General features: G+C 45.4%; 21 protein-coding genes and 1 pseudogene. 9 read left to right on the forward strand and 13 right to left on the reverse strand.

What is annotated here, in order from left to right; all coding sequences use genetic code 11:
* Positions 1-94: 94 nt before the first annotated feature.
* Together R7190_RS00710 and R7190_RS00715 are read right to left on the reverse strand one after the other, a co-directional pair.
* Positions 95-802 carry a DUF445 domain-containing protein gene (locus R7190_RS00710; RefSeq protein WP_005374596.1) on the reverse strand — a complete coding sequence of 236 codons (708 nt, stop codon included), beginning with the start codon at positions 800-802 and terminating at the stop codon, positions 95-97.
* 592 nt (positions 803-1394) lie between these two features.
* A complete protein-coding gene (locus R7190_RS00715) occupies positions 1395-3245 on the reverse strand; it encodes an ABC transporter ATP-binding protein (protein ID WP_005374597.1) in 1851 nt (616 codons plus the stop codon).
* Positions 3246-3649: 404 nt separating this feature from the next.
* Between R7190_RS00715 and R7190_RS00720 the strand changes: the two genes are divergently transcribed.
* Positions 3650-4651, forward strand: coding sequence for an arginine deiminase-related protein (locus tag R7190_RS00720; RefSeq protein ID WP_053350139.1), 1002 nt, complete (start codon positions 3650-3652; stop codon positions 4649-4651).
* A gap of 265 nt (positions 4652-4916) precedes the next feature.
* Positions 4917-6155, forward strand: a complete 1239-nt coding sequence (locus R7190_RS00725) for a DEAD/DEAH box helicase (protein WP_186585571.1) — start codon at positions 4917-4919, stop codon at positions 6153-6155.
* Between the two features lie 66 nt (positions 6156-6221).
* Here the strand turns inward: R7190_RS00725 and R7190_RS00730 are convergent, their stop codons facing one another.
* Positions 6222-6914, reverse strand: coding sequence for an MOSC domain-containing protein (locus R7190_RS00730; protein ID WP_033906612.1), 693 nt, complete (start codon positions 6912-6914; stop codon positions 6222-6224).
* 111 nt (positions 6915-7025) lie between these two features.
* Here R7190_RS00730 and R7190_RS00735 point away from each other — a divergent pair, with 111 nt between their 5' ends.
* Both R7190_RS00735 and R7190_RS00740 read left to right on the forward strand, forming a co-directional pair.
* Complete coding sequence (locus R7190_RS00735; RefSeq protein WP_033906852.1) at positions 7026-7841, forward strand: AraC family transcriptional regulator; 816 nt, start codon at positions 7026-7028, stop codon at positions 7839-7841.
* 88 nt (positions 7842-7929) lie between these two features.
* Complete coding sequence (locus R7190_RS00740) at positions 7930-8922, forward strand: zinc-dependent alcohol dehydrogenase family protein (protein ID WP_017820074.1); 993 nt, start codon at positions 7930-7932, stop codon at positions 8920-8922.
* Between the two features lie 73 nt (positions 8923-8995).
* Here the strand turns inward: R7190_RS00740 and R7190_RS00745 are convergent, their stop codons facing one another.
* The 3 genes from R7190_RS00745 to R7190_RS00755 form a co-directional block, all read right to left on the reverse strand.
* On the reverse strand, positions 8996-9691 hold the full coding sequence (locus R7190_RS00745) for a VC0807 family protein (RefSeq protein ID WP_017820075.1): 696 nt from the start codon (positions 9689-9691) through the stop codon (positions 8996-8998).
* Positions 9692-9857: 166 nt separating this feature from the next.
* Complete coding sequence (locus R7190_RS00750; RefSeq protein WP_255209459.1) at positions 9858-10388, reverse strand: sigma-70 family RNA polymerase sigma factor; 531 nt, start codon at positions 10386-10388, stop codon at positions 9858-9860.
* Positions 10389-10508: 120 nt separating this feature from the next.
* Entirely contained in the window at positions 10509-11195 is a 687-nt protein-coding gene (locus R7190_RS00755; RefSeq protein WP_005383525.1) for a DJ-1/PfpI family protein, read from the reverse strand.
* A gap of 126 nt (positions 11196-11321) precedes the next feature.
* On the opposite strand from R7190_RS00755, the gene R7190_RS00760 reads away from it, so the two are divergent.
* Positions 11322-12278, forward strand: coding sequence for a LysR family transcriptional regulator (locus tag R7190_RS00760; protein WP_186585573.1), 957 nt, complete (start codon positions 11322-11324; stop codon positions 12276-12278).
* Between the two features lie 127 nt (positions 12279-12405).
* A complete protein-coding gene (locus R7190_RS00765; protein WP_186585575.1) occupies positions 12406-12945 on the forward strand; it encodes a CAP domain-containing protein in 540 nt (179 codons plus the stop codon).
* A 77-nt stretch (positions 12946-13022) separates the two neighbouring features.
* On the opposite strand, the gene R7190_RS00770 is transcribed toward R7190_RS00765, so the two are convergent.
* From R7190_RS00770 to R7190_RS00785, 4 genes are all read right to left on the reverse strand, one after another.
* Positions 13023-13442: a VOC family protein gene (locus R7190_RS00770; protein WP_186585576.1), complete on the reverse strand. Its 420-nt coding sequence runs from the start codon at positions 13440-13442 to the stop codon at positions 13023-13025.
* Between the two features lie 602 nt (positions 13443-14044).
* Positions 14045-15613 (reverse strand): alkyl hydroperoxide reductase subunit F, encoded by a 1569-nt coding sequence (gene ahpF / locus R7190_RS00775; RefSeq protein WP_186585578.1) that lies wholly within the window; start codon positions 15611-15613, stop codon positions 14045-14047.
* Between the two features lie 335 nt (positions 15614-15948).
* The gene (gene ahpC, locus R7190_RS00780; protein ID WP_005374632.1) at positions 15949-16506 is read right to left on the reverse strand and encodes an alkyl hydroperoxide reductase subunit C; all 558 of its coding nucleotides are present in this window, start codon (positions 16504-16506) and stop codon (positions 15949-15951) included.
* A 305-nt stretch (positions 16507-16811) separates the two neighbouring features.
* Positions 16812-17270, reverse strand: a complete 459-nt coding sequence (locus R7190_RS00785; protein ID WP_005383518.1) for a MarR family winged helix-turn-helix transcriptional regulator — start codon at positions 17268-17270, stop codon at positions 16812-16814.
* Between the two features lie 137 nt (positions 17271-17407).
* Here R7190_RS00785 and R7190_RS00790 point away from each other — a divergent pair, with 137 nt between their 5' ends.
* Entirely contained in the window at positions 17408-17830 is a 423-nt protein-coding gene (locus R7190_RS00790) for an organic hydroperoxide resistance protein (protein WP_186585580.1), read from the forward strand.
* A gap of 80 nt (positions 17831-17910) precedes the next feature.
* On the opposite strand, the pseudogene R7190_RS00795 reads toward R7190_RS00790, so the two are convergent.
* Both R7190_RS00795 and R7190_RS00800 read right to left on the reverse strand, forming a co-directional pair.
* Positions 17911-19005 (reverse strand): annotated as a pseudogene (locus R7190_RS00795) (ElyC/SanA/YdcF family protein); the annotation flags it as partial.
* Between the two features lie 298 nt (positions 19006-19303).
* Entirely contained in the window at positions 19304-20203 is a 900-nt protein-coding gene (locus R7190_RS00800) for an AraC family transcriptional regulator (RefSeq protein ID WP_042522251.1), read from the reverse strand.
* 184 nt (positions 20204-20387) lie between these two features.
* Between R7190_RS00800 and R7190_RS00805 the strand changes: the two genes are divergently transcribed.
* Positions 20388-21248, forward strand: a complete 861-nt coding sequence (locus tag R7190_RS00805) for a helix-turn-helix domain-containing protein (RefSeq protein ID WP_186585581.1) — start codon at positions 20388-20390, stop codon at positions 21246-21248.
* 91 nt (positions 21249-21339) lie between these two features.
* Entirely contained in the window at positions 21340-21927 is a 588-nt protein-coding gene (locus tag R7190_RS00810) for a GNAT family N-acetyltransferase (protein WP_186585582.1), read from the forward strand.
* Between the two features lie 110 nt (positions 21928-22037).
* Here the strand turns inward: R7190_RS00810 and R7190_RS00815 are convergent, their stop codons facing one another.
* Positions 22038-22304, reverse strand: a complete 267-nt coding sequence (locus tag R7190_RS00815; protein WP_004746427.1) for a DUF2999 family protein — start codon at positions 22302-22304, stop codon at positions 22038-22040.
* Between the last annotated feature and the right edge of the window lie 72 nt (positions 22305-22376).

The raw sequence follows: 22376 nt of genomic DNA on the forward strand, positions 1-22376 counted from the left end.
GTGTTGAGCCTCCTTATTTAGCGTGGCTTGGTATATTACTTTTTCTCGATTAAAAAAGGAGCCGAAGCTCCTTTTTTAATAAATCGGTGAGCGATTATGCCCCGATAAAGGTACTGATAACGCCAATTAAACCACCAAAAACACCGCCCCAAACGACTAGCCAGCCAAGGTGTTCTTTGATCATCTTTTGCACCATTTCTTTAACTAATGCCGGTGTTAATTCGCTTAAACGTTGATCGATGATACCTTCAATGTTCTGCTTTATCTCATCCATCATTGCAGGAGATTCGAATTGCTCTTTCAGTGCTTCTTTGATGTTATCGCTCTTGCTCAACTCAATGATGGATTCTTGCATCTTTTCGACGAAAGGTTGGCGCATGGGTTGTAGCGCTTCCGAGCCGCCAAACATCGCTAGCATGCCACCAAACTGAGAGCCTTCAATTACTTCCACTAGGGAATCAAATGCTGGATTTAAATCTACTTTCTCAATTACTGGTTGAAGATCGATGTTCACACCGCCCGCCATTTCTTTATTCAAGAATCGGTCAATGTTCGCTTCAGTAAAAAACTGTTCCATCATTAAGTTTTTGATAGCCAGTTTAAACTCTTCAAATCGCGCGGGGATCACGCCAGAACCGTATAATCCAGGCACTTTCTCAAACAGCATATGGATGGCAAGCCAGTTGGTGATGGCGCCTGAGAACGCAAACAGCCCTGCATACCAAAGATAGTCGTTTTGTAATTGATGACCTCCAGCCATCAAAGCGATAGCGAGGACATTCGTTAGCAAACTTTTGTTCATAGTGACCAGTTATATATGAATATCGGAAAGAATAAGTGGGCCTGATTCTATACCTAAGTCACATTAAGATGCTAGGTTTTGCCGTGATGAGTAGTCTTGTAGAGAAGGGACAAAAAATGAATGTTCAGAAAAACAAAACCCGACAATCATTGTCGGGCCACTGCTTTTTCTTAGAAAAACTAAGATTCTATTTTTAATTTTAGATGCGGTAGATCTTACAACAAAGTTGGCATTTCCATCTTTCTGAGTAGCCAAATAGCTTGTCAGCCCAACTTGGTTTGAGTTGTACGATCTGCATTGAACCACATTTACACATAAGCTAATTACCTTATTGTTAATATAATAACTAAGCCATCTATTGAGTATAGCTGTTTCTCAAAAAGTGAAATGACAAATGAAGACGGCTCAATACTCTGTATTGTGTTCATTGCAATGGATACGCAACGAGGCGGTATATTAGCAGAAAAAGTGTGAGCTTTATCATGGAGAGTGTTTCATATATGAGAAACCACAATGGCTATATGAGCGTCTAGCCATGGATTAAAATAAAAAACGGCGCTTAAAGCGCCGTTTTTATTGAGCTTATCACTAGTTAAGAAGCGTGTTGATTGTCTAGTTCTTCAGCGATAAATCCGCCAGTTTGATGCGCCCAAAGCTGGGCGTAAATGCCGTTATTCGCAATGAGTTCTTGATGAGAACCTTGTTCAACGATGCTGCCTTTATCTAGCACGATGAGGCGATCCATTTGTGCGATGGTCGATAATCGGTGAGCGATAGCAATAACCGTTTTCCCTTGCATTAATTCATTCAAGCTTTCCTGAATCGCTGCTTCGACTTCTGAATCCAGAGCCGATGTTGCTTCATCCAATACCAGCAATGGTGCATCTTTGAGTAGCACACGAGATATTGCGATACGCTGACGTTGGCCGCCAGACAGTTTCACACCACGTTCACCAACTTGCGCATCGTATCCGACATTACCAAATGGGTCGGTCAGAGTTTCGATAAACTCATGGGCATGCGCTTGCTTAGTGGCTTTCAGCAAATCTTCTTCTGTCGCATCTGGATTGCCATACAAAATATTGTCTCGAATTGAACGGTGTAGCAGAGAAGTATCTTGGGTCACCATACCGATCTTTGAACGCAAAGAGTCTTGTGTGACTTCTGAGATGTTCTGTCCATCGATCTTAATGCTGCCGTCTTCGACATCGTGGAAACGAAGTAACAAGTTCACCAAAGTCGATTTTCCGGCGCCGGAGCGCCCAACCAAGCCTACTTTCTCTCCTGGTTTGATGTTGAGATCGAGATGGCTAATCACGCCTTTGTTCTCACCGTAATGGAAGCTGACGTTATCAAAGTGAATGCCTCCTTCAGTGACAACCAAGTCTTTTGCGCCTGGTTTATCTTTAATATCAATAGGCTTAGAAAGCGTTTTCATTCCATCGACAACGGTTCCCATGTTTTCAAATAGGGCGCCAACTTCCCACATAATCCACATCGACATACCGTTTACGCGCAATGCAAGACTAACAGCAATCGCAATCGCGCCAACGCTAATGGCACTATCCAACCACAGGTAAATCGATAAAGCAGCAACGGAAAAGACCAGAATATAGTTTGAGATCTCTACAGCGACGTCGAAGCCGGTCACTAGGCGCATTTGACGATAGACCGTATTCAAAAATCCTTTCATGCCTTGCTCGGCATATTGGGTTTCGCGCTGGCTATGAGAAAACAGTTTGACGGTTTGAATATTGGTATAACTGTCGACGATACGCCCTGTCATTGTCGAACGTGCATCGGCCTGCGCTGAAGCGACGTCTTTGAGCTTAGGGACAAAATAGATTTGGATAGCGATGTAAGCGAGCAGCCAGACGATCATTGGGATCATCAAACGCCAGTCTGCCGTCGCTAACATAATGATCATGCTGGTGAAGTAAACCGTAACGTAAACAAACACATCCATAGCTTTCATTACGGTTTCGCGCACAGCTAATGAGGTTTGCATGACTTTCGTTGCGACTCGACCTGCAAAATCATCTTGATAGAAGTTCAAGCTTTGATTGAGCAAATACCGGTGTGCAAGCCAGCGGATAGACATTGGGTAGTTGCCCAATAACGTTTGATGAACGAGCAACGAGTACAAGATCACCAATATAGGCATGACAACCAGCAATAAGGCTCCGTAGAAAATCAAATCCGATTTATTGTCTTGTAAGAACGTTTCTGGATTGCTGGTAGACAACCAATCAACCAATTGTCCCATGGCGCCAAACAACATTACCTCAACAACAGCCACAATTGTGGCCATCAAAGACATGATGATCAAAGGCTTTTCATAACCACGAGTGTAATAACGCAGAAAAGCGAACATCCCTGAAGGAGGCTGATCCGGTGTAGATTTGGGGAACGGCTCTGTAAAGCCTTCAAATCGTTTAAACATAACTCATCCTAAAGTTAAAACAGTGCCATTTGGGGTGGCTAAATCCATCGATTCACGCTGCTTTGGACGAAACCGCGTGTATGAGAGTTTTTTGCCTGCTCCTCGATAAAGCAGACCGATTGACGAGAGGGGCGAAAAAATAGTCTAACCGATTGTTTCTTAAATGTAACTAGTTGGTTATGCGTGTGATTGTCTATGGTTCTGATTCTTATGATGAATTCTTATCATGTTCATCACGGTGCAATAAAAGCTTAAACCTGCAAAGTGACAATAAAATTTAGGGAAAAATGAACTTAATGCAGCAAAAATTACTTTTGGGCAATTAAATTAATTGTCAAAACAGCAAAACTGAAGTTAACAATAAATTTACAATCTCATCATTCTAGTGATAAGGAATGTATTGGATGCTATTACACGAATCAGTGACCCAATTTGCTAATGGGAAAGAAGAAAGCACGCAAAGTGCTCAGCGCCAAACCGCAAACTGCGTAGTGATGGTGCCACCGAAAGAGTTTCGTTTTAATGAAGAAACCGCACAAGATAATGAGTTCCAACATAAAGTGTCACTCAGCCAAGAAGAAGTCTCACGTCGAGTAATGGCCGAGTTCGCGAGTATGGTTGCAACGCTACGTCAAGAGGGCGTTCAAGTTGTTGAGTTTGATTATCCAACTTCAGATGTTGCGACGCCAGACGCGGTATTTCCAAACAATTGGTTTAGCACTACGCCAGATGGCACGTTGTACACTTTTCCAATGGCCTGTGAAAACCGTCAAAAAGAAGTACGTCCCGATGCGCTTGTGGCAGCACTAGCGCAAGCAGGGCGAGAGGTTCATCGACGCAGCAGTCTAACTGAATATCTTGACGAGAAAGCGTATTTAGAAAGCACGGGTGTGATGGTGTTTGACCACCTAAATAAAACGGTCTATGCCGCACTCTCACAACGTTGTGATCGTCTGGTTTTAGAAGATTACGCCGATCGTATTGGCTATGAACGAGTGATTTCTTTCCAAACTCGTTTGCCGTCTGGTGCGCCGATTTATCACACCAATGTGATGATGGCGGTTGGCGAACAGTTTTGCGTGATTTGTGACGAAGTGATCCCAGAATTTGAGCGTCGTTTTGTAATGAAGTCACTCGCCAAAGACAAGCAAGTCATCTCAATTTCGCTGGAGCAGATGAACCAGTTCTGCGGTAACATTCTGCAACTGGAAACGATCAACGGCGACAAGGTGATTGCGATGTCGCAATCGGCGTACGATGCATTCTCACCAGCACAAAGAAACCAATTGGCAACGCACGGTAAATTGCTGCCATTCGACGTTTCTACCATAGAATCTATTGGTGGTGGCTCGGTTCGTTGTATGTTGGGTGAAGTGTTCTTACCGAATCGTAAAGCTGTACTTTAATAAACTGCACATTTCTTTTCAGCCGCAGTGAAAGGCTGACGAAGCGTTCTCTTCAAGGGTTTTTAGCCGTTAGCTCTGTGGCAGTACAGACTAACGGCTTTTTTGCGCTTTTTAGTTTTCTGACGATTTGCATAGGCGCCGCTTGGTTTAAGCGCCTAAAATAGGATGGTTCACCTAGCAGATTGTGGTAAAGTCCGCGCCTGCGTTTTACCGCATCTTCATTATTTTTATTGCTTCTTCAACCCAAAGCACAAGGTTTTCGTTAATGCCATTTTCTACTCTCTCATTGAGTTCTGAGCTGATTCACGCACTGCCAAAAGATTTCAAGAAACCGACCGATATTCAAGCGTTGGCCATTCCTGAGCTGTTGGCTGGTCAAGATCTATTGGCTTTGGCAAATACAGGCAGCGGCAAAACCCTTGCTTATGGTTTGCCTTTGTTGGAAAAGCTGAGTGTCAATCCAGAGCAAAAAGCGCTGATTCTTGTGCCAACTCGTGAGCTGGCAATGCAAGTGAGTGAAGCAATTAACCAAGTTGGTCAAGTTCTTGAACTCAACGCAGTGTGTTTGTGTGGCGGCGTTGATAAAGAGCAACAACAGCAGGCGCTAGCGACAAATCCTCATATCCTTGTCGCGACGACTGGTCGTTTGGTTGACCTAGCAAATAATGGCTTGGATTTGAGCAATGTTCATTATCTAGTATTGGATGAAGCGGATCGTCTGTTGGATATGGGCTTTTGGCCTGACGTACAAAAGATTTCGATGCAAACCTTCAATCAGCGTCAAACCGCGATGTTCTCGGCAACGTTTTCAGATGAGTTGAAGGGTAAAGCGAAGCTGCTTATGCAGGCACCAAAGCAAGTTGCAGCGCATCAAGAAAACAGCACCAACCAAGATATTGCTGAAACGCTGTACCTCGTCAACAAAGGCAGTAAAACCAAGGCATTGATTGAACTGATTCAAAAAAACGCGTGGACTCAGACATTAGTCTTTATTGGTGCGAAAGAGAACGCCGATGGCTTAGCGAAGAAGCTGAATAAAGCGGGTATTCTGACCAATGCGCTGCATGGCAATAAGAGTCAAGATGAGCGAGAAGAAGCACTGGCGCAGTTTAAATCTGGGCAAATTCAGGTGTTGATTGCCACCGATCTACTAGCGCGTGGCATTCACATTGAGCAATTACCTGTAGTGATCAACTTTGAACTGCCAATGCATGCAGAAACTTACGTTCACCGAGTAGGACGTACCGCTCGCGCAGGCGAACAAGGTGTGGCGGTGTCATTGGTTTGTCATGGTGAAATGGACGCACTAAACGCGATTCGTCACCTGACTCAACGTGCATTGCCAGTACAAGATCTGGTTGGTTTTCCAGTAACGGATAAGCCATCAACTGGCGAGAGCAAACGCGCGCCACGCGATAAAAAAGCCAACCGCCGAACTCATGCTAAGAAGAGCATTAAGCAGTTCCAAGGTAAGTCGAAACGCCCAGCCCCGAGTGCGAAGTAAACCAAAAAAACACGCTCTGGCGGCATAGTCGGTTCAGAGCGTGGCTTAAAATTTTACTTTGGGGTGTTAACTCACAGTTGGGCCAACCAAGCGCATTTCCCAATCTTCAACTTCGCCGGTTTCTAGGCGGCGCTCGACTAACTTGCCCCAAGACTCGACTAACGGCAGTTCAGACAGCTTAGTGAGTTCTTCTCTATCTAAACAGCCAGTGAAAACCGCACCCATGATGCGAGCCAATGGCCATTCTGGATAAGGTCTTTCGCACAGAATAATCTCGTCACCTGCACCGATATCGCCTTCTTCCAACACTCGGAAATACCAGCCTGTTCGAAGCGTATCTTGCAGTCTTCTCGCCATGTCGTGTTGGTCAAAACGTACGTTAAGTTTCCAACAAGGCATGCGACCTTGCGACACTTCCAGTAGTGTTGAGCCGATGCGAATTTTATCTTTCAAGCAAATCGTGGATTCGGTGACGCCTTCGGAGCTGATGTTTTCGCCAAAGCCGCCGGCGGATTGGAAAATTGGTCTTTCGCCTAATTCTTGTTGCCAGATTGGGTAGTGTTCGCTTGGGTAAATATGAAGCGCTTTTTGAATGCCACCATGAAAGCGCGGATCACCTTGCTCATCACTGATAAAACCAAGCTCTGTTGCATGCTGGCGCTCAGGCAGCACTTGTTTGTTGATTGCGCTTTGCGCTCCATGAGCATAAGGGACGGTTTTCCCTGCTAGCACAGCTTTTACGACGCCGATTTTCTTCATATAACCTCCTTATTATTTGAATGAGAGATAAAGTGTTTACCTTCATTCGCGATGCGGAGCATGATAGCCTAGTAAACGTGTGTCGGAGTAGGGATGAAAAGACAACTAACAATGCTAACTCGCCAAATTGATTCGAAGTCAGGCGTCGTCACCTCCAATAAGATGATGGACGCGAATCCCCATTCTCCTGTTTTGGTGAAAACCATCGACATGCCAAAAGGTTACATTGATGCGCTGCATCAACACACTTGGCATCAAATCATCTTTCCTATCAAAGGGTTATTGCAAACACAAACTGAGCATTATCAGCACTTGGTTCCGCACACCTCTGCGTTATTTGTTCCTGCGGGTGTTCAACACGAGTCGATTGCTCTAAGCAACACGATATTTGTTGGCATTTACCTCAACCCTGAGTTTGGCGCAACGTACGAGCAACAAGTGAGAACCATTGCTTTAACGCCGTTTTTAAATGAGCTTTTACAAGAGATCCGCAGACAGTGTGAAGGTGAGACAAGCCACGAAGAAGTGCTGCATTTGCTGGCGGTGTTGCATGATCAAATTTTGAAAAGCAACGTGCAGACATTTCAGTTATTGCTGCCACAAGACAGACGACTAAAACTGATTTTCGAGCAATTGACAGACGAGCCCGCGTTAAGCTGTTCGCTAAAAGAGTGGGGGGAGAAAATTGGGGCGTCTGAGCGTACTTTATCACGGCTGTTCGCCAAGGAATTCAACACTTCATTTCTGCTTTGGCGGCAACAAATTCGGCTAATTTACTCGCTTTCTTTGTTAGATGAATCGTTGCCAATCCAAGCCATTGCAGACCTAGTGGGTTATCAAAATGACTCATCCTACATCAAAGCATTTAAAGCCTATTTTGATATGACGCCACAACAGTTTAGAGTGAACGGCGCATCGCGCAGGTAGAAATACAGAGCTTCGACTTCACTTAATGCTTTTGAGTAGAAGTCGCGAAACTTCCTTTTTGAATTTCAATTACATGGTATGAATAACAATGGCACCAACGATAAATACTCGAGTGAATCAATTCTGTTTTGGTCAGCCCCAAACGTCGCTGTCGTTGGAAAAAGAGCCCCTCAAACCGCTTGCTCAGGGCAAGGTTCGGGTGCGACTGGAAGCCACCAATATTAACCCAAGTGACTTGCTTTCCATTCATGGTGTTGGGCAATACCGCCGCGTTCACATACCACCTCGCGTGCCGGGATTTGAAGCGGTTGGGCGTGTGGTGGAAGTCAGTGCAGTTGGTCAAACTGACCTTCAAGTTGGGCAAAAGGTGTTGGTGGCGATGAGTGGTACTTGGCAATACTACATAGATGCCTCGCCTGAGAATCTTTTTCCGCTACCTGAGAGTTTGGAGAACGGCTATGCCTGTCAGTTGTACATCAACGCGTTAACCGCGTGGGTGATCACCACTAAAGTAGCTAAGTTGAACAAAGACTATGTGGTGATCATCAATGCAGCAGGGTCAGCGATCGGTAAGATATTTGCCCAGCTCGCCCATTCACTGGGTTTTACACTGATTGCTGTGACCTCAAAGCCAGACGAGTATCCGTACGATACTATTCCAGTGTTGGACGCGAAGAAAGACTTACAAGCGCAGCTGCAAACGCGCCAACTGCCACAACCAACGGTCGCTCTGGACGCGATAGGTGGTGAGGCTGGCACGGATCTCATTCGTACCTTGAAAGAAAATGGCCAATACATCAACTACGGAACATTGTCGTTAACGCCTTATACGCCTGAGTTTTTTGAATCGATGAAGGCCAACAACATCGACTTTAGTACATTCTTTTTGCGGTATTGGGAAGAATCGGTAGGTAAAGGCGGGAGAAAGACGGTGTTCGCTGAAATGTTAGAACACTTTATTAGCAGCGACATAAAGTTAAACGTTGCATATGATCTGCCGTTAGAGGACTTTCAAACAGCGATTGAAATGGTTGAGCGACGCTCGTCAGCAGTGTCAGGAAAAATCATTTTGACGCTGTGAATTACAGTGAGCCTGTTGAGAAAAGGGAGGATAAAATCCTCCCTTTTTTATGGGTTTACTTGTAATGATTGGGCTATTTTAGATGGAAGATTTGCTCTGTTTCGAGCGATGTCATCGCACGTACTTGACGCCAAATGTAATAAAAAATACCGAACATCATCAACATACTTGGGATGGCAATCATTGGGTAACTGTACAGCGTCATTTTTCCTAACTCTTCGTTAAAGGCAGCAGTACCAGAAGGGCTAGTCACAATCCAAGTCGCAAGGAAGTAGTTCATTGCAGATGAGAACGCAAAAGTACTTGCAAACAGGTAGTTAGAAGACATAAGGCAACGTTCGAACGCATCGGTTTTACCATTTTCTTTTAAACGTTGGTTAATCAACGCGAGATTCAACACTGTGTTATTCAGTACTAACTTCTGCATCAGTGGGTAGCGGGTAAACGTTGAACCCAAAACCGCTAAACCGATCAGGCCAGGAATCAGGGCTTCTTTTAGTGCTAACCAGCGTGTATCAAGCTCTAACAAGCCGATGCCACCAGTTAGTAGAACACTGATAAAGCCCAGAGCAGAAATAAAGTTAAATTTCTTGTTACGGACAAGGTCCATACCGCCATAAATGATAGGAAATAGCAAAGCGACAACCAGCGCCATTGCTGTCCCTAGATGCTCATCGCCACTAAACTTCATCAAAATGAAGGAAGGGATAAATACGTTGAAAAGGATTTCAAATAAGGGATTCGGCTTTTTCGCCGTCGTGTTACTCATAATGTTTTACTGACTCTACTCTATGTCGGCTGTTATTGTACTTTGACAAGAAGTGTTCATCTAGTCGCGCTTGATGTAAAGCGTTAAAGCGTCGAGTTGTGTAACGACTTATGAAATAGACCGGAGCATAGCCAGTTAGTTTACATGATTGACTACTTTTTGTGTCTTAATGACTCTCCTTCTGTGCGATGATCTGATTACGCGCTCTGAATAATCGAGTCGCCACTGTGTTGTGGTTGAGCCTCAAGGCTTGGGCAATTTCATCATGATTCAACCCAGCCACTAAGCTCAAGAGCAACGGCTCTCGGTATTTGGGTTCGAGAATCATCATTTGTTTTTGAAGCCAATCTTGGGCCATGTCGTAGTCACTGCCAGGGTAGGTTTTTGTCTGTATTGCACACTCATCAATGTCGACAAAATCGTACTGTTTTCTATCAAAGCGCCGAGCATTCTCACGACGCAAAATAGTAATGAGCCAAGACTTCGCGGCGTTGGGGTCATTTAATTTATCAAAGAATCGCCACGCTTTCAGAAAGGTTTCTTGCGCTAAATCTTGAGCAAGGTGGTGATCTTTGCATAACCAATACGCGAGACGGTAAATCTCTTGGTATCGATCTTTCGTCAGTGCTTCGTAACGTTTATGTTTTTCCATAGCATTAAGATAAAAAGTTTGGAGAGCACGTTGTGTCTGCCAGATGAACGACAACCCTTTTTATCGCTTTTACAGTGATAAAAAGGGTTGTTCGATTAGGAAGACAAATTCGAAGAGTTAACCTTCCAAATATCGAAGGGTGACTCTGATTTCTTTCTTACACGCTTAAAATGGTTGGTTGGAAAAGCGTGAGTACTGGATGGCATCTGCGACTTCCTGAGCTTTAGACTCTGAAGTCATAAGGTGAAGTAGCTTAAGAGCAGCTTGATAGCTAACTAGGCTACCGTTCGAAGTGATAACGCCATCATCAATGACAAAATTCTGGTCGACTTGTACTTTGACTGCTGGGTAATCTCTTTGAAAGCCGTTTTCACCTCCGGCCCAAGTTGTTGCTTTTTTGCCGTTTAAAAGGCCAGCTTCGGCTAACAAATACGCGCCAGAGCAATTACTTGCCATCCAATCTGCCGCCTTTGAGGTAGTTTTAATAAAGTGAATGAGATCTTTATTTTCGATTAGTGCATCCATGTCATAGCTGGATGTTAAAACCAATACGTCGAGTTCCGGCAGATCACCAATCCAAGCATCCACACCAATTTTTAATCCTTCTTCAGTGGTGATGGTTTTCTGATCTGAGACGGAAATGGTGAGCACGTCATAATCACTAAACCAAGTGAGACGACTTGCGACGCCAAAAACCTCTAAAGGCGCAGTAACATCAGAGGTCAGTACGCCATCGTAAACCAGAATACCAATTCGTTTATCTGCGGCATGTGCTGTTTGAAGCATCCCAAAGAATAGGACTAGTGTCGCTATCAATAGTTGTAGTGCATTCTTCAATCCGTTTTTACCCATGGTTTTTTCCTCGTTAACAGAGCATCAAGTTATTGAGGTTCATTATATTTAGGCTAATTAGTGATTGAAGAGCCACTTGGTCTTTACTAAAGTGAATAAAATTCATGAATAGAGTTCATTGGTTATATGGATAAGATACGGTCCCTACGATTTTTTATTGCCACTTTAGATGGCGGTAGTTTTGCTGCGGCTGCCAAAGTGTATGGCACTGACCCTTCGACCGTGAGTAAAGCCATACATCGTCTTGAAAGCGATTTGGGTATACAGCTTTTTCAACGTTCTACGCGACAGAGCCGCCTGACAGAAGCTGGTCGTAGGTACGCAAATACTGCTAGGTTTGTACTGGAGGAGCTGGCGGCATGTGAGGATTCATTAAAAAGTCACAATGATGCGCTTTCAGGGCAGCTTAAGATTAATGTGCCAGTCTCGTACGGTCGCCTCTATATTCGTCCTTTATTAAAAGAGTTTTGCCGCCGCTACCCTAACATCACTATCGATATTCATTACGATGACGCCTACGTTGATATTATTGAGCAAGGTATTGATGTGTCGATTCGCTCTGGTGTCGTTCACGATAGTCAATTGATTGTGCGTCAGCTGAGCCCTATCGATTTTATCATTTGTGCCAGTCAGGATTACTTAGCGCGCCATGGTGTTCCGAGTGGCCCGGATGTATTCAATGACCATTCTTGGGTTCGTTTTCGTTTTAAACAAACGGGGAAACTGTTGCCGATTCGGATGCCAGAACCAGACGGTGCGAGTGAATATGACCCCGAAAGCAACTATATTGTAAATGACGGTGAATCCATGGCAGAGCTTTGCGCTGAAGGCTTAGGATTAACTCAGATCCCTCATTTTATCGCGAGAGACTGGCTTAAAGCGGGGCGTTTAGTGCCGATATTTCCGAGCATGCGCCAAGCAGGAAATGGCGTGTATCTTCTCTATGCCAACCGGGAATATGTGCCTGCCCGAGTGAGGGTGTTCATCGATTTTATCACTCAAGCAATACAAGATATGGATGAAACGCCATTCCATACTTGGGCTGAAACGTTGCCGATTTATCGACCGAACCAAGGCGATTGAAAACTTCATGTGAGTCTTTGGTTAAAACCCCCTAAGCTATATGGCGCTTTTATTGGTTTTTGTTAGTTTATTGGGCGTTATTATCGAAAAGCGCAGTTTGCTCTTCGTCACTCATAAAGGAAAGACAATGCCAACTAAGATCTTAGTGCCTGCTTTGGCCCTACTTCTCAGCGCATGTGGCGGCGATGGGGAGTCGTCAGCCCCAGCAGAAAGCGGCTCACAAAACACAGGTTCCACATCGTCACAAGGCACATTTGCCGAGCAGATGCTTGCAGCGGTCAACAGCGCCCGCTCTACTACACAACAGTGTGGCGCAACCACCATGCCACCTGTTGGGGCCCTGACTTGGAGCTACGATTTGGAAAGCGCCGCTTATCGACATTCAAGCGATATGGCGAACAGCGATTTCATGAGCCACACAGGCTCTGATGGCAGCAAAATGTCAGATCGAGTTAACGCAACGGGTTATGCTTGGAGCGCCATTGGTGAGAATGTCGCCGTAGGGCAAAGCACCATTAACGCCGTCGTTAACGCGTGGTTATCGAGTGAAGGTCACTGCCTTAATATCATGAGTGCGGATTTTGAACAGATGGGCGCGTCGCTTGTCGAAAATCACTCTGCACGTTACGGGTATTACTGGACTCAGGTTTTCGCCAAACAGCGCTAATGCGATAAAGAAGCCTGATAGATAAAATAAAACGCCAGCAGTCACTATCTGCTGGCGTTTTATTATTTACATCTCTTTTAGCTTGTCAGGTTACGAAGTTTTGGGTCATCCACCAGGTATTCAACAAATTCAATCTCAAAACCTGCAGGGTCAATAAAATACACATTTTTGCGGTATGGTTCATCAGCGCCAGGTTGGGCAATCGGATAACCTGCATCGGTTAGTCTTTTGATGATTGCATCGACGTTGTTGGTCACATAAGCAAAATGCGCTAGCCCAACTTGGTGCCCGCTCAACTCGCGGTTTTCTCCTTCGCCGTGGTCACTCATGGCTATGTATTGATACTCGTCGCCAAAATGTAGCCAGTTTCTTGGTTTGCCACTCCATTCGCCTTTACCTTCATCACGCACGTACCAATGTGGAAATGCAGTTTGGTAAAACTTCAGCATTTCAGGGATATCTTTCACGACTAAGTTAATATGTTCTAGTTGGATCATGAGGTGCTCCTTTTTGTCATTTTCTAGCCAACGATGAATATGCTAAAACCTCAAGTTAAGTTTAGGTAAAGGGCTTTTTTAAAATTTTTTAGGGTTGATATCTTTGGATCTGGATACATTGAGAGATTCGGTGGGTTTGGTGCTTTGAATCTGAGAGTTGGGTTAGGGGCTTGCAACCTTGTTTCACCTTTTGTTTGTTCGTGCTACTCATTTTCGATCGAGTTTACGGTGAGTAGATTCCGAGTCTCACCTAGGTTCGCGGGAATGACGGGGAGAGAACGCTAAACGAACAGCGTCATTCTGAAGGAGCCTAAGCGAGTATTCAGAATCTATTCGCAGCGCGTTGTGATGCTGGTGGAGTGAACTGAATTATCCGTGATTGTAGAGCCATTCCCTCCAGTTTGAACTCGGAGCGCTGAGAGATTTGCTTACACCTCTCCCCAAACCAAAAAAAGCCAGCAGTTAATATCTGCTGGCAAAGTCTTTGGGCTTCTAGGTTTTTTGATTTTATTTCTTGTTACTCATCGCTGTCACGGTGCCCCGATTGGTTTTCCGGGGAAGAAAACACAGCACCGTGCGCTTTGTGTTCAAGAAATTGGAGATTAACCTTGCTTACGGATTAGGTAGTCAAATGCGCCTAAGCTTGCTTTTGCACCTTCACCCATCGCAATGATGATCTGTTTGTAAGGAACGGTTGTTGCGTCACCTGCTGCGAACACACCTTCTAGGCTAGTATCGCCACGGCTACCGACTTCAATCTCACCGCGCTCAGATAGCGCTACTTCTGAATCTTTTAGCCATTCTGTGTTCGGTACTAGACCGATTTGAACAAAGATACCTGACAGTTCAATCTCTTTGATTTCGTCTGTGTTGCGGTCTTTGTACTTCAAGCTTGTTACGCGAGTACCGTCGCCTACTACTTCTGTTGTTTGCGCCATCGTGATGATGTCTACGTTTGGTAGTGAGTTCGCTTTGTCGATAAGCACTTGGTCTGCGCGAAGTACGTCTGCGAATTCAAGAACCGTTACGTGTTCTACGATACCAGCAAGGTCGATAGCCGCTTCGATGCCTGAGTTACCACCACCAATAACTGCGGTTTTCTTGCCTTTGAACAGTGGGCCGTCACAGTGTGGGCAGTACGCGACGCCTTTGTTGCGGTACTCTTGCTCACCCGGAACGTTCATTTCACGCCAGCGTGCACCAGGGCTAAGGATGACACTCTTACTCTTCAGCGTTGCGCCGCTTTCAAGTTGGATGTGAATCAAACCATCTTCTGTGTGTGCTGCGCCCATTAGCTTCTCAGCTTGTTGCTCAGTCACGACATCTACGTCGTATTCTTTTAGGTGTTCTGCAAGATCAGTCGCCAGTTTTGGACCTTCAGTACGTTTTACCGAAATGAAGTTCTCAATTGCCATGGTGTCCATAACCTGACCACCAAAACGCTTAGCAACAACGCCAGTACGAATACCTTTACGAGCGGCGTACAGAGCAGCTGCGCTACCACCAGGACCACCGCCGACTACAAGCACGTCGTATGGGGCTTTTTCGCTCAGTGCTTTCGCGGCTTTCTCGCTCGCGCCGTCATCCACTTTGTTTAGGATTTCAGTCAGAGACATACGGCCTTGACCGAATAGCTCACCGTTTACGAATACGCTTGGTACTGCCATGATGTCGCGCTGTTTCACTTCATCTTGGAATAAACCACCATCGATCATGGTTGCTTTTACTTTCGGGTTGATCGCCGCCATCATGTTGAACGCTTGAACCACGTCCGGACAGTTTTGACACGACAGTGAAATGAAGATTTCTACGTCTAGATCTTTGTCTAGTGCTGCGATTTGCTCAATCACTTCTGGTTCTAGTTTGATTGGGTGACCGCCAGAATGAAGCAGTGCCAAGACTAGAGAGGTAAATTCGTGACCCATTGGCAAGCCTGCAAAGCGTAGTGCTGTGCCTTTTGCTGGGTTAGTTACCGCCATCACTGGTTTACGTGCGCTTGCGTTGTCGTCACGTTCAACGGTGATTAGGTCGCTCATCTCTGCGATTTGGTTCGCTAGAGACAAAATGTCATTCGATGCTTTGCTTTCATCTAGACTAACCACTAAACGAACTTCTTCTTTTACATTAGCCAGATATTGTTTGAGTTGTTGTTGGATCGCTTGGTCTAACATAGTTGTTACTACCTTAATTAAATAGTTACCAATCAAAACAAGTATTTGTTCATTCTTGCTAGCTAAAATCGTTGATAACTGCGTTATAGATTTTGTAGTTAGAGTAACTAGCTATCGAAAATCTATGCCTGGTTCTAAACGATTTTTTCTACGCAATTACTGCACACCTACTTATTCAGATAGGTAATAAAAAGTGGTTACTGTAGATAAAACCTGAGGGGGAGAGAGCAAATCAGGCAGAAGGTCGTCAAGGTATCTAACCTGAAGTGCTCTCTAATTCAGTTCTAATCAGAAAAAGGAAATCGGGAACTGATTAGAACTTAAATTTCAGTGGCTTAGATTTTGCCAACTAGGTCTAGTGATGGAGCTAGAGTCTCTTCACCTTCTTTCCATTTAGCTGGGCAAACTTCGCCTGGGTGTGCTGCTACGTATTGAGCTGCTTTCACTTTGCGTAGTAGGTCTTCTGCGTCACGACCGATACCTTCAGCAGTGATTTCCATTGCTTGGATAGTACCTTCTGGGTCGATTAGGAACGTTGCACGGTCTGCAAGACCTTGACCTTCACGCATCACACCGAAGTTGTTTGTGATGTTGCCTGTTTGGTCGCCAAGCATGTAGTACTGAATCTTACCGATTGTGTCTGAGCTATCGTGCCATGCTTTGTGAGTGAAGTGTGTGTCAGTTGATACTGAGTAAACTTCTACGCCACGTTTTTGTAGCTCTTCGTAGTGGTCTGCTAGGTCGCCCAGTTCTGTTGGACATACAAACGTAAAGTCTGCTGGGTAGAAGAAGAATACTGCCCATTTACCTAGAACGTCTTGTTCTGTTACTTCAACGAATTCGCCGTTTTTGTACGCTGTAGCTGCAAATGGTTTGATTTGAGTATTAATCATAATTTACTTTCCTTTGAATGTTTTAAGCTGAGCTGTTGTTGCTTTCGGAAAGTATATTCTCATCGGAGTGTGTTTAAGGAAAATCGCTTGTAACTATCCTATTGATAGTCATTTCCTATTTCACTTGATAGGGAAATCCGATGTAAGTGAGTTTGCTTTGATAGGTTTTATTGAAGATGAAGGCGGATTAGCAATAGAGAATACCGATGATTACTTTGAGTAGATCTTCTCGCTAAGATCGAAAGAGCCTGCATCTCGGCAGGCTCCTTCTAATAGGAAGTGAGGAAGCGGATGCTTCTATTTTGTTAGCTCAGATTGTCGAGCACTTTGCCACACAGCTTCTTCAGCATGATCATTTCATCTAGCTCTAAGGTGATTTTACACATCATGGCGTTTGGCACTGACTTGGCTTGTTCCTTAAGATCACGACCTTGTTCTGTTAGGTTGAGTACGCGAACACGCTCATCGGTTTCACTGCGACCACGCTCTACATAGCCTTTTGCTTCTAAGCGTTTAAGCAGCGGCGTGAGTGTGCCTGAGTCCAAATGCAGTTGTGACCCCAACTCTTTCACACTGGCACCGTCTTTCTCCCACAGCACCATCATCACTAAGTACTGCGAATAAGTCAGATCAAGCTCGTCCAGCAACGGGCGGTAAGCTCGGATCACTGCGTTTGCTGCGCTGTAGAGCGGGAAGCAAACTTGGTTTTCGAGTAAGAGTTTATCGTCGTCGGTCATGGTGTTGTCGGTGTAACACTGGCTCATTGGCGTTGCCTACCTGCTCACAGAGAAAGAGAGTTATAAAATAAATTGTGCACAATATAGTTGCAAACGATCTTTACTTCGATATAAGATTGTAAGCAATTAAATTGCACACAACTTAAATTAAGAAGGACACTCGCATGACTACTCTATACAAAACTCAAGCTACCGCTTTGGCTGGTCGTAATGGTCAAGTAAAAACAGATGACGGTCTTCTCGATCTAGAGCTGTCATACCCGAAGGAAATGGGCGGCACAGGCGCAGCAACTAACCCAGAGCAACTGTTCGCAGCGGGTTATTCTGCGTGTTTTTCTAACGCGATTTTGCACGTAGCGCGTGAAGGTAAAGTAAATCTGAAAAGTGCACCCGTAACAGCGCAAGTGGGCATTGGTCCGAACGACAACGGCGGCTTTGCATTGACAGTGAGCCTAGCGGTAGAGCTAGACATGCCACGAGAACAAGCGCTAGAACTAACGCGCATTGCACACCAAGTTTGCCCATACTCAAACGCAGTTCGTGGCAACATTGATGTGGCAGTAACGGTAAACGGCGAAGCAATTTAAGCGGCTCTTACCACGGCACAAAGACAAGAAAGCCTGCAAGTGCGCAGGCTTTTTTGATTGGTATGAGTCGAGAATACGTAACGCGACTCTAGCGGGTAAGAGCGGTAGCTCCACATGCCGTAAGTACGCAGTGCATCGCGGTAGATACCAAGCAATTCGCCATCGCTGGCTTTGGTTAAGTCTTTCAATGGCTTGTCTGGGTAGCTCACTGTGTCGAAAGTGATGCCTTGTGGGCCAGTTTGCCAGCTTGCGATTTCAAACAAGGTTTGACCACGGCGCACGTGGCTCGCTGAGCTGATGATGGTTGCGTGCTTGATGTTATGACGCGCCAATGCGTAGCTGCTGAATAGGGCGTTACCTACCGTGCTGGTGGCGTAGTTTTCTTCAATGATGCGATCTTTGCTGATGCCTTTTTCAATCAGCCAATCCGCCATTAACTTGCCTTCGGTTTTGTGGTTCTTCGGTACACCACCCGTCAATACGATCAACGCGTCTGGATTTGCTTTCGCCATTGCTAACGTCGTTTCCAAACGCTCAACTAAGATCTGGTGCATCGAACCATCTGGGTTCAGCGCGTATCCCAATGTGACGATTGCGCCTTTGTCATCCAATTTGCCTTTGTCGGCTTTCTCTTTTAGTGGCGTAGCGAGTACGCGGTCTACGGTGTCGAAGATGCGTTGGATGTCTGCCGCTTTACCTGCATTGAGCTTAGTGAGCGTCGCCATGTGTTTCGCTGATTCTGCTTGGTTGCCCTCAAAGCGTTGCCATACCGCTAAGTAAGCGTGTAAATCCACATCGTCTGGAGCAACAGAAAGGGCTTGTTCAAACAGTTCAATCGCGCGGTCTGCATTCTTGTTGTAGATCTGCGCGTTTGCTGCAGAAATCAGTAGGTCAGTGCGGTACGGCTCAAGTTTGTAGGCTTCTAGTAAGCGGTCGGTAACAATCTCCATGTTGCTCGGCATTTTGGCGGTAAAACCTGCATGCGAGATACGCGCAGGGGATTTGAATGCTTGTACTGCGTCGTTGAGAAGTTGGTCGACAACTTGACGTTTAGTGACGATCTGTGAGTAATCGGCGGAAGATTGAACGGCAGCATCGTTAGCCGCAATAGAGTATGGGGCAGCAGTCAGCGCAATTACGCTACCAAGAGCAATGGCAAGTAAGTTCTTCTTCATGGAATGTCCTAGAGGTGCTGTAGTACCTAGTTTTTATTGTGCCTAGCGTTGTAGGTCGAACGGGGTCGATGGGATTTTTTCAGTCTAGGTTCGCTTCATGAATAATCTGTGAAATGAATCCCAACTCAGCCGAGCGAATGAACGCGCGTGGTCAAAACGCGAAGTAGGATCACGAAAATATTGAGGTATTCGTTCGTGTTCTAAGTAATTGGATTAAAAGATAAACAGCGTTTGGAAGAACGAATTTAAGCAACCAGAATAAGAAATGAAAAAGCCTGCAACGATGCAGGCTTTTGGTTTATTTGATCGCAGTGCAGAAGCTAACGTCTGCATGGTGCGTTTGTGGGTCGAAGCTGTGGTAAAGCTCAAAGCAAGGACGGTCGTCGTTCTCAATACCGGATTCAATCACTTTGCTCATGACATCATCCCACGCTTTTGAGTATTGGCTCGGGTCAGTAATGTGCTGGCGCATCACCGCGTATTGACCGCCGGGGAAGTCTTGCAGCTCAATGCCTTTCGGAACTTCGGTATCTTCTGGCACCATCAAGCAGATATCAGTGCGACACTTCTCGTCTGGCGTGATTTCAGGATTATCATGGTAGATGAAGATGCAGGTATTGCCTGCCAAACCTTTCATTCCTGCCCATTGATACAAGCGACCTGATGGCTCTTCATAGCCTTGGCCGTAAGGGCCGTTTACGCGAATGTAAGCCAGTTTTGCTTTTTCAAAGTTTTGCGTTTCCATTGTCGTGCTCCATTTGGTGAGTTCAGAGCCAGTATATGAATCGCTTGGTGTCACTTCGTTTCCATTCTTGCGCAACGTGTGTCCAATCTTGCTGTTTCGTGCTAATTCAGAAAACTGCTGATAGTTTTCGCAGTCACGAAAGGCCGTGGGTGTAACGCCATAATGTTGCTTGAAGGCTTTGGCTAAGCTCTGTGAGCTAGAAAATCCGTACTCTAGGGCAATGTTCAATACTGGTTGCTTGGATTTGAATAAGTCATCGGCGGCGGCTTCTAGACGCAAACGTCGAATGAAATCAGCCAATGTCTCGCCTTGCACGGCTTTGAAGGTGCGATGAAAGTGATAAGGAGAAAGGTTCGCCAGCGCGGCCACTTCTGGCAGGTTGAGTGGTTCATTAAAGTGTTGTTCTAAAAAGCGAATCACAGGAACCAGTCGTTGGTGGTAGTCGACGCGCATCGGGGTATTTCCTTGTTCTGTTCAGCTTGTATTCTCTGCTCAAAGCCTACTGCAATCCAACAAGCTTGCAAGGGAGCAGGGTGAGAAATGCGTGGCGAGATGAGCGTCAATCAGTCACACTCAACGAGCAGATGTTTAAGCAAAAACGTTGCGCTTATTATCTTTACTAACCGCTAGGACAATCATGATAGCTTGGAAACAGTCTCTGCCAGAGTACGAATGGCTCATTCATCAAATTTGGTACTTGGAAGTGCCAGAGGGTGAAGTCATTGACCCCAAGCCGCACCTTATTCCAAACCCGCGTGCTCATTTACTCTTTACGCCACCAGTGCAAGGCTACAGCTACGACACGGGAGACACAAAGCTTGCTGGCAAAGGCTGCCATTTATTAACGGCTAACGAGCATTTGCTGTTGTTGGAAGATACGGCTCCCATCAAGCGTATTGGTATCACCTTTCGTCCAGAGGGTCTGTATGCCATTGAATCACGGTTTAGTGATGCATCCCAAGTAGCAGCAATTAACCAATGCGATTGGTTTGATTGGCTCAACGCGGCGTTTGATGTGTGCTTTCAACAAGGGTTATGGCAGCTAGAGTTGCAAGATTCACCGCAATGTTTGCTGAACTACATCAAACAACATCTAGATGCGTTAGATATCGAACCTTGTTGCACCAAACCGTTTTTGGCATCGCAAAAAGCGGTATCCGTGATGGACGCTCAAGCGCTACGCTCACCTGAGCTAGCGATGGATATTGATGAGATAGCCAAACAATGCGCCTGTTCTCGCAGAACGCTTGAGCGCAGTTTCAAGCAAGTGGTGGGGCTGAGCGTTAAGCAGTATCAACAAATGGCACGTCTGGAGCAGATGATTTTGACCCTCTACAAACAAGAAGCGATTGATTGGGCGAGTTTCTCACAACAATTTGGTTTCAGTGACCAATCGCATTTGATTCGTACCCTCAAACAGCAGCTAAGAAAAACGCCAAGCAAATACTTGAAAAAGCGCGACTTAACCATCGATATCTCTGGCGATTTTGAGTCGTAATACATTGCTAATCAGCCCGAAAGTTGTCGCAAAAATCCAATTTTTCTCTTATCCGCTGGGCTACTATTTTCAGCAGATAACGAGGTAACACATGTCATATCAAAAACTAAAACAAGGCGAAGCCATCCCATTTAACGAATCGTTGACTATCCAACTGATTCAAGGCTCTGATCTACAAGATATTATCGAGATGTTGAACGACGATAAGGTCAATCAATATCTGTTCTTCGCACCTGCTGACAACAACCTATATGAAGGCTTCTTTGACCCTATTATTGAAAATACAGCACAAGCGATTAAAGACGGTGTTTGGCCAGATAGCCCAACGTTCGTGATTCGTGACCAGCAAGGTCAGTACATGGGAATGTGTGCGGTGACCGCAGTGATGTTCTTAACTGGCAACTACGAAGTGGGTTATCAGTTACCTACTTGCGCATGGGGGAAAGGCGTTGCGACTCGCGCTTGTCAAATGATGACCGAGATTGGCTTTACTGAGCTAAACGCCCATAAAGTCAGTGCCGATTGCTACGCTTCTAATGCAGGTTCTTACAAGACGTTAGAGAAAAACGGTTTTACTCAAGAAGGCCGTCAGAAAGACTACTACAAACGAGAGCAAGGCTTTGACGATAAACTTTACTACGGCATGACAGCAGAGCAATTCGCGTCTTTAAATCGCTGATCATTAACCGACAAAAATTAGCTAACAACAACGTAGCCAACAAAAAAGGCCGTTAACCCATATGCTCGGGTTAACGGCCTTTTCTATATTCAGCGCTAAATGGCTAAGACTTAGTTGCCTTGGTTTTGGCTTTGAAGCTTCTCTTTTGCTTCTTCAACCTTTGAGAAATCCAATCCCAACTCGTCTACGGCTTCTTTGATTAGCGCAGGGTTTTGCATCACTTGTGCCATCAGCATTTGTAGCTTGTCTTGTGGCAAACCTAGTTGGCTGATTGTTGCCATTGCCGCTAGAGGGTTTTGCGTCAGAGTCTGGAAGATTTCGTTGATCTGTTCATCGCTGATGTTGTTCTCTTTCAGCAAGGCGATAATTGGGTTCATCATATTTCCTTTCAATCAGTGTATGACTTGGTTGCCAGTATTTGTTCTAGCAGAATAATTGGGGCTCCCGCG

The sequence above is a fragment of the Vibrio sp. 1078-1 genome, from assembly GCF_033340475.1.